The 6,202-nt window shown below is 63.5% G+C and carries 5 protein-coding genes; 3 read left to right on the top strand and 2 right to left on the bottom strand.

Annotation, left to right across the window (positions count from 1 at the left end; genetic code table 11):
- Positions 1 to 450: dihydrofolate reductase family protein (locus tag AC5RWX_RS28985; protein WP_494099688.1), on the top strand; the 450-nt coding region annotated here is incomplete at its 5' end.
- Between the two features lie 70 nt (positions 451 to 520).
- On the opposite strand, the gene AC5RWX_RS28980 is transcribed toward AC5RWX_RS28985, so the two are convergent.
- Positions 521 to 997: a hotdog fold thioesterase gene (locus AC5RWX_RS28980; RefSeq protein ID WP_494099687.1), complete on the bottom strand. Its 477-nt coding sequence runs from the start codon at positions 995 to 997 to the stop codon at positions 521 to 523.
- A gap of 220 nt (positions 998 to 1,217) precedes the next feature.
- Here AC5RWX_RS28980 and polA point away from each other — a divergent pair, with 220 nt between their 5' ends.
- The gene (gene polA, locus AC5RWX_RS28975) at positions 1,218 to 3,860 is read left to right on the top strand and encodes a DNA polymerase I (RefSeq protein ID WP_494099689.1); all 2,643 of its coding nucleotides are present in this window, start codon (positions 1,218 to 1,220) and stop codon (positions 3,858 to 3,860) included.
- Positions 3,861 to 3,956: 96 nt separating this feature from the next.
- On the opposite strand, the gene AC5RWX_RS28970 is transcribed toward polA, so the two are convergent.
- Positions 3,957 to 5,414: an APC family permease gene (locus AC5RWX_RS28970; RefSeq protein WP_494099686.1), complete on the bottom strand. Its 1,458-nt coding sequence runs from the start codon at positions 5,412 to 5,414 to the stop codon at positions 3,957 to 3,959.
- 262 nt (positions 5,415 to 5,676) lie between these two features.
- Between AC5RWX_RS28970 and AC5RWX_RS28965 the strand changes: the two genes are divergently transcribed.
- The coding region (locus AC5RWX_RS28965) for a GNAT family N-acetyltransferase (RefSeq protein ID WP_494099685.1) at positions 5,677 to 6,202 on the top strand (526 nt) is incomplete at its 3' end.

The following is a 6,202-nucleotide window of genomic DNA, read 5'->3' as shown; positions in this document are numbered from 1 at the left end:
AAGGAAAGTTACGAGACGTTCATGGCCGGCATCGGCTGCATCGTCATGGGCGGTGGGACGTATTCGTGGCTGATGGAACACGAGCCCGGAAACTGGCCCTACCCTGACACCCCCTGCTACGTCTTCACGCGGCATGAGTACACCGCACCTGCCGGGGCGGACATCACGTTCGTCCGCGGCAGCGTCAGTGAGTTCATCGCCGACTTGAAGGCAGATGCCGGAGGCAGGAACGTCTGGGTGGTGGGCGGTGGAAACCTCGCGGCCCAATTTGCCGACGCCGGGCTGCTGGATGAAATCATCCTCTCCGTCATTCCTGTCGTGCTCGGGGACGGTAAGCGGCTGCTCCCATTGACAGGCCCGACGCCGCCACTCGAGTTAACGGCCTCCCGCGCCATGGGCAGGGGCATCGTTGAGCTGCGCTACCTCCTGGATACAAAACCCGGGGATTAACGCGTTTTCCCCTGGGAGAGCCCGATGTGGACAAAGTCCCGGTGGCCTCCCGGTGATCCTCCTAAAGGCCCTAGCCCTGCGCGGGTGCGGCGTTATCCCGGATCATGTTGGTGATGCGGGCCGTGGATAGTCTGCGCCCTTGCTCGTCTGTCACAACGATCTCGTGCGTGGCCAACGTCCGGCCGAGGTGGATCGCAGAGCAGGTTCCCGTGACCGTGCCCGCCGCGATGGACCGGTGATGCGTGGCGCTGACCTCGATGCCCACTGCGTGGCGCCCTGGCCCTGCATGCAAGCCCGCAGAAAAGGAACCAAGCGTTTCGGCCAGCACCACATGGGCTCCGCCGTGTAGGATTCCTGCCACCTGGGTGTTTCCTTCCACCGGCATGGTGGCCACCGTCCGCTCCGCACTCATCTCCAGGAAACGGATCCCCATCTTCACCACCAACGCACCTATCCCGAATTGACCCAGCCAGCCGTGCAGGTGCTCCGGGACACCGGCGGCAGTGAGCTCGTCAGCGAAGGGGCCGGGCGTGAAATTGTCCATCATGGCAACTAGGCTGGCACCTGTGAGTGAAACAACCAAACCGGCCCCTTTCCCGTCCAACGTCCTGCAGGAGGACAACGCCCCACAGGGCTCAACCGCCCTTGAGGACGCTGCCGTTCGGGACACGGTTCCGGGCCAGGCCGGTGGATCCGTTTCGGCCACTGCCGCCCCCGTAGTTCCCGTCACTGGCCAGCCGCGGCTGCTGGTACTGGACGGGCATTCCATGGCCTTCCGCGCCTTCTTCGCCCTCCCTGCGGACAAGTTCTCCACCGCCAACGGGCAGCACACCAACGCCATCCACGGCTTCACCTCCATGCTGATCAACCTCATCAAGGAGCAGCAGCCCACGCACATCGCCGTGGCCTTCGACGTCTCGGATGAGTCCACCCACCGCAAGGCTGAATACAGCGAATACAAGGGCGGCCGGAACGAGACTCCGCGCGAGATGAACAACCAGATCGACCTCATCGCCCAAGTGATGGAGGCGTGGGGAATCAAAACCATCAAAATGCCAGGCTACGAGGCCGACGACATCCTTGCCACGTTGGCAGCCATGGGTGAGAAGGCCGGCTTCGAGGTGCTGCTGGTCTCCGGTGACCGGGACGCTTTCCAGCTGATCACGGACAACGTCTTTGTCCTCTACCCGAAGAAGGGCGTCAGCGACATCCCCAAGATGGACGCCGCCGCCATCGAGGCCAAGTACTTCGTGAGCCCTGCCCGCTACTCGGACCTTGCCGCATTGGTGGGGGAGACGGCGGACAACCTCCCGGGCGTGCCCGGCGTCGGCCCCAAGACGGCTGCCAAGTGGATCAACCTCTACGGCGGGCTGGAGGGTGTACTGGAGAACCTGGATTCCATCGGCGGGAAGGTGGGTGACGCGCTGCGCGAAAACGTGGAAGCCGTCAAGCGCAACCGCCGCCTGAACCAGCTCCACACGGACCTGGAACTTCCCGTCACCCTCGATGAGCTGTACGAGCCCCGGCCGGACCAGGCAGCCCTTGAGGACCTGTTCGACCAGCTGGAATTCAAGGCGATCCGCGGCCGGCTCTTCGCGCTGTACGGGGACGACAACACTCCCGCGCCTGAGCGTGCGAGCATCGAAACCCCCGAGTTCATCACGCCCGCCGGCGCCGCGGAGCTGACTGAATTCCTGGCGGCAGCCGCAGGACAGCGCTGCGCCCTCGCCGTTGACCTGGTGCCGGGGCGGATCGGCGAGGATGCTGCCGGGCTGGCCATCGTCCGCGACGGCGCCGCCGCGTACATCGATCTCTCTGCCCAGGATGCCGGAACGGAAAACGTCCTGGCCGCCTGGTTGCGCGACCCGGAAGCCCCAAAGGTTATGCACGGGTTCAAAGCCGCCCTGAAAGCCCTGACTTCACGCGGGCTGGAGCTTGAGGGCGTGGTGGACGATACGTCAATTTCCGGCTACCTCATCCAGCCGGACCGCCGCACCTATGAACTGGCCGAACTGGCCCAGCACCACCTCAACGTCGGGATCCCGGCCGCCACCGCCAAAGCCGGCCAGCTGGAGCTGTCCTTCGACGGCGACGACGAAGCAGCTGCGGGCGCACTGGTGCAGGCCGCAGCCGTCGTCCTCGAACTGAGCCGCTACTTCGAGTCGGAGCTGAAGGAACGCCGGGCCGAGGAGTTGCTGTCCAGCCTGGAACTTCCCGTCAGCCGCGTCCTGGCCGACATGGAACTCGCCGGCATCGGAATCGACATGGCCCGGATGGACGAACAGCTCGCGGACCTCGCCAGGGTCATCGACAACGCTCAGGAGCAGGCCTTCGCAGCTATCGGCCACGAGGTTAACCTCGGATCACCCAAGCAGCTGCAGACCGTGCTGTTCGAGGAACTCCAGCTGCCCAAGACCAAGAAGATCAAGTCTGGCTACACCACCGACGCCGCCTCACTGAAGAACCTCCTGGACAAAACCGGCCACGAGTTCCTGGTCCAGCTCATGGCCCACCGGGAAGCCGCCAAGCTGCGTCAAATGCTGGAGTCGCTGAAGAAGTCAGTGGCCGAGGACGGCCGCATCCACACCACCTATGCCCAGAATGTTGCTGCTACGGGCCGGATCTCCTCCAACAATCCCAACCTGCAGAACATCCCCATCCGCAGCGAGGAAGGCCGCCGCGTCCGTGGGATCTTTGTGGTCAGCGACGGTTACGAGTGCCTGCTGTCAGCGGATTACTCCCAGATCGAAATGCGCATCATGGCGCACCTGTCCGGCGATGCCGGCCTCATCCAGGCGTACAAGGACGGCGAGGACCTGCACAGGTTCGTGGGCTCCAACATCTTCCATGTACCAACCGAGGAAGTCACCAGCGCCATGCGCTCGAAGGTGAAGGCCATGTCCTACGGGCTGGCCTACGGCCTGACCTCCTTCGGGCTGTCCAAGCAGCTGGAAATCTCCGTGGACGAGGCACGCACGCTGATGAAGGACTACTTCGACCGGTTCGGCGCGGTCCGGGATTACCTCCGCGGCGTGGTGGACCAGGCACGCGTGGACGGTTACACGGCAACCATCGAGGGACGCCGCCGGTACCTCCCGGACCTGACCAGCACCGACCGGCAGCTGCGGGAGAACGCTGAACGGATCGCCCTCAACAGCCCCATCCAGGGCTCGGCGGCAGATATCATCAAACGCGCCATGCTGGGCGTCCACGCGGAACTCCAGTCGCAGGGCCTGAAATCGCGGATGCTCCTGCAGGTCCACGACGAACTGGTGCTCGAAGTTGCCACGGGGGAGCGGGAAGCGGTGGAAAAGCTTGTTACAGAACAGATGGGAGCAGCGGCGGACCTGACCGTCCCGCTGGAAGTCCAGATTGGCGTCGGACCTAGCTGGTACGACGCCGGACACTAGGACTGGAGGCAACCGCAAAAGAAGGGGTGGAACGGGAAACCGTTCCACCCCTTCTGTCTGCAGCTTTACGCTTGTTGCCCCACGAGCGAAAAGGGCTCAGCCCTTTGAGGCTGCTTCCCGCCGCTGGCGGAGGCGTTCGAGCAAGTGATGCTCCGCGTCCGGACCAGGTGCTACTCCGGCGGGAATGCGGAAGAAGAGCACCATGCCGAGCAGCCACCAGAGGCCGAAGAGAATCCACGGTGGCGGAGTCAGTGCAGCCGGCATGCCGGGAAGGTAGAGGCTGAGCAGTCCCAGGCAGAGGATAACGGCGACGACGCCAATGATGGTGCCGCCGTTGCCCTTGCCGCCTACCCGCAGCGGACGGTCCATGGACGGTTCGCGGCGGCGCAGGATGACAAACACCACGGATACCAGGATGTACGCGATGACGATGCTTGGTGCCCCGGAATCGACCAGCCAGCCCAGCATGGACACGCCGAAGAACGGCGCAAGGAAGGACAGCACACCGATGAAAATGAGGGCGTTGGCCGGTGTGCGGTATTTCGGGTGCAGCTTGCCAAACCATGCCGGCAACATCCCGGAGCGCGCCATGGAGTACATCAGGCGTGAGGCGCCCAGGAGCAGCGAGTTCCAAGAGGTCAGGATTCCGGCAATCCCGCCTGCGATCAGGATCTTGGCCATCAGGTCGTTGCCGAAGAGTGCTCCCATGGCATCGGCAGTTGCAATGTCCGCCTGGGCAATGTCACCTGCAGGCATCGCCGAGGAGGTTGTCAGCACGGTCATGACGTACCAGATCGTGGCGAGCAGGACGGCAACGACGACGAGCTTGCCTATCTGCCTCGCCGGGATGTTGACTTCTTCTGCTGACTGGGGAATGACGTCGAAACCGACAAATAGAAACGGAACCACAACCAGGACCGCGAAGTAGCCGTTCAGGCCGCCGGTGAAAAAGGGTTCCATATTGGTGACCGAGCCGCCCGTGAAGGAACCGAAGACAAGCATCAGGCCGATGATGAGGAGGAAAACCACCACGTAGGTCTGGGCGGCCCCGGCAAGCTTGACGCCGAGGATGTTGATGCCGGTAATGATCACAGCAGCAACGGCCCCCACCAGCGCCCAGGTCAGGTGCACCTGGTATCCGGCGACCTCCCACAGCGGAATCTGGCTGAGGTCAGGAAAGAGGTACTGGGCTGTCCGCGGCAACGCCACTGCCTCGAAGGCAACGATCGTAATGTATCCGCCGGTGATGGCCCAGGACCCGATGAAGGACCACCTTGGGCCCATGCCGCGAAGCAGGAAGTTGTGCTCACCGCCCGCTTTGGGCATGGCTGCCGTCAGTTCGGCGTAGGTTAGACCTACCACCCCCATGATGACGCCGCCGGTGACCATTGCCAGGACGGCTCCCATGGTTCCGGCTGAAGCTATCCACCCGCCGGTGAGCACCACCCAGCCGAAACCGATCATGGCCCCGAAGCCAAGGGCCAGGGCGTCCCAGTTGCCCAGGACCTTTAGCAGTGACGCGTCCGGGCTTTGTTCAGCTTGAGAAGTTTGCATTCATCCTCGCTAGGTTTTCAGGTGCTCTTAGGCGGAATCAGGATTGAGGCGCCACCCAACGCCGCCACGGATTGTGAAGTGCGCCACGGCGTGCTCCAACTTATAGCTCATTGGTGATTGCCACATTGTGCATCGGCCCAAGGTGCCATGGCCAGCTCTGGGCGGTCTGCCTTGTGAAACGCGGCTACGGCTGAAAGGGCCGCGCTTTCACGCAGGCTGGTGGCGACCCTATACCTTGGTTAGGCTCAACAGCGTGGTTGACGTGAGCGCGAAGTATGAGATCCGTCGCTTCGGCGCGGTGTCCGAAGGCAGTGACGGCTACGACCAGGCAGAAACCTGGGCCAGGGCAGTGGCCTTCGGTTTTCATGAGCCTACCCGCAGCCCCGAGCATGTGGCGACGTCCCTTGCCACCTACGAAAAGGACGGCCGGGTCCTGACCGGCGTCTACCAAACAGGCCAGGTGGCGCCGAACTCGCTGCCCGCCGAGGTGCCGGTGGCCACCTTTGCCACCTTCCGCAAGAGCCTGAACATCGGTTTTGGCCGGACCCTTGAGAGCCAGCTGGTCACCTCGGTGACAGTGCGTACCTCGCATCGCCGCCGGGGGCTGTTGCGGTGGATGATGAGCGAGGATCTGCGTCTTGCCAAGGCCGACGGGATCGCGACGGCTGCCCTCACCGCCTCGGAGGGAACAATCTACGGGCGCTTCGGCTACGGTGTTGCAAGCTTCGAGCGCAGCATCAAAGTAGATACCACTACGCGGTTCAGCCTCGGCCACCAGCCCACCGGCA

Source organism: Arthrobacter sp. SPT-J7 (assembly GCF_059089965.1).
This window is presented reverse-complemented; position numbering and strand designations above follow the sequence as displayed.

Coding starts and splice junctions, on each gene's coding strand:
- AC5RWX_RS28980 (WP_494099687.1), bottom strand. CDS start 997: ATGATGGACAATTTCACGCCCGGCCCCTTCGCTGACGAGCTCACTGCC.
- polA (WP_494099689.1), top strand. CDS start 1,218: ATGGCCTTCCGCGCCTTCTTCGCCCTCCCTGCGGACAAGTTCTCCACC.
- AC5RWX_RS28970 (WP_494099686.1), bottom strand. CDS start 5,414: ATGCAAACTTCTCAAGCTGAACAAAGCCCGGACGCGTCACTGCTAAAG.